We start from the raw sequence: 1,091 nt of genomic DNA, 5'->3' as shown, positions 1-1,091 counted from the left end.
CGAGGTCGTGGGGCGCCAGGGCATCGGCGGCAAGGCGAGCGTCGTCGTGGTCGACGTCGAGGGCGAGCGCCTCGTGCTCGGGGTCACCGAGCACGGCGTGTCGCTCCTCACCAGCGGTGCGACCCCGGCACCGGAGCTCACCGTGGTGACCGCACCGGTCGTCCTGCCGGCCGCCCGCGCGGAAGCGGTCCGGCGTGACGCGGAACCGACCGCGTCGGCCGATGCGTTCCGTCGGGAGCTCGACGAGCACGTCGGAGCCGAGCCGCGCCTCCCGGTCGCCGCAGCGCCGCTGCCGATGCGCCCGCGCAACCGGCGTCCGCAGCGCACCGTCGTCCCCACCGCGGCGCAGCTGCAGGGGTCGATCCTGTCCGCGGACACGTGGCGGCAGGCCGCCGCCGCGCTGCGGAACCGGCGGGCCGGGTGACCGCGGCAGCGCTCCGGACGGCGAGGTCCCACCGGTTCGCGCGGTCCGGCCGGACCGTCGCGCTCGTCGTCCTCGGGCTCGCCGCGGTCGCCGGGTTCGTCATGCTCACCGCGACCGGCGCGCACGCCGCAGGGGTCGTCCAGCCGACTGCTCCCCCGACCCCGACCCCGCCCGCGAGCGGTGACTTCAGCGTCAGCGTGAACGGTCCGGACGGCACGCCGTCGTCCGCGGTCGTCACGCTCATCGGCATCACGCTGCTGAGCGTCGCCCCGGCCCTCATGCTGATGATGACGTCGTTCACGAAGATCTTCGTCGTCCTCGCGATGACCCGGAACGCACTCGCACTCCAGTCCATCCCGCCGAACCAGGTGCTCGCCGGCCTGGCGCTCTTCCTGTCGCTCTTCGTGATGGCGCCCGTGATCGGGCACATCAACGACGACGCCCTGCAGCCGTACCTCGCCGGCCACCTCGACTTCGCGCAGGCGGTCGAGGTCGGCACGAAGCCGCTGCGGACGTTCATGCTGCACCAGACGCGCGAGGAGGACGTGGCGCTCATCACCCGGGCGGCCGGTCAGGCGAACCCGAAGGACATGGCCGACGTGCCGATGACCACCGTGATCCCGGCGTTCATCATCTCCGAGCTCCGCAGCGCCTTCATCATCGGGTT

At 73.1% G+C, this 1,091-nt stretch carries 2 protein-coding genes; both read left to right on the top strand.

What is annotated here, in order from left to right; genetic code table 11:
• The coding region (locus I59_RS11260) for a flagellar biosynthetic protein FliO (protein WP_148286183.1) at positions 1-424 on the top strand (424 nt) is incomplete at its 5' end.
• A gap of 101 nt (positions 425-525) precedes the next feature.
• Positions 526-1,091, top strand: a 566-nt coding sequence (locus I59_RS19855; protein WP_376764450.1) for a flagellar type III secretion system pore protein FliP, incomplete at its 3' end; no start/stop codon positions are given.

This window comes from Curtobacterium sp. B8, assembly GCF_000333315.1.
Taxonomy (GTDB): Bacteria; Actinomycetota; Actinomycetes; order Actinomycetales; family Microbacteriaceae; genus Curtobacterium; species Curtobacterium luteum.
This window is presented reverse-complemented; position numbering and strand designations above follow the sequence as displayed.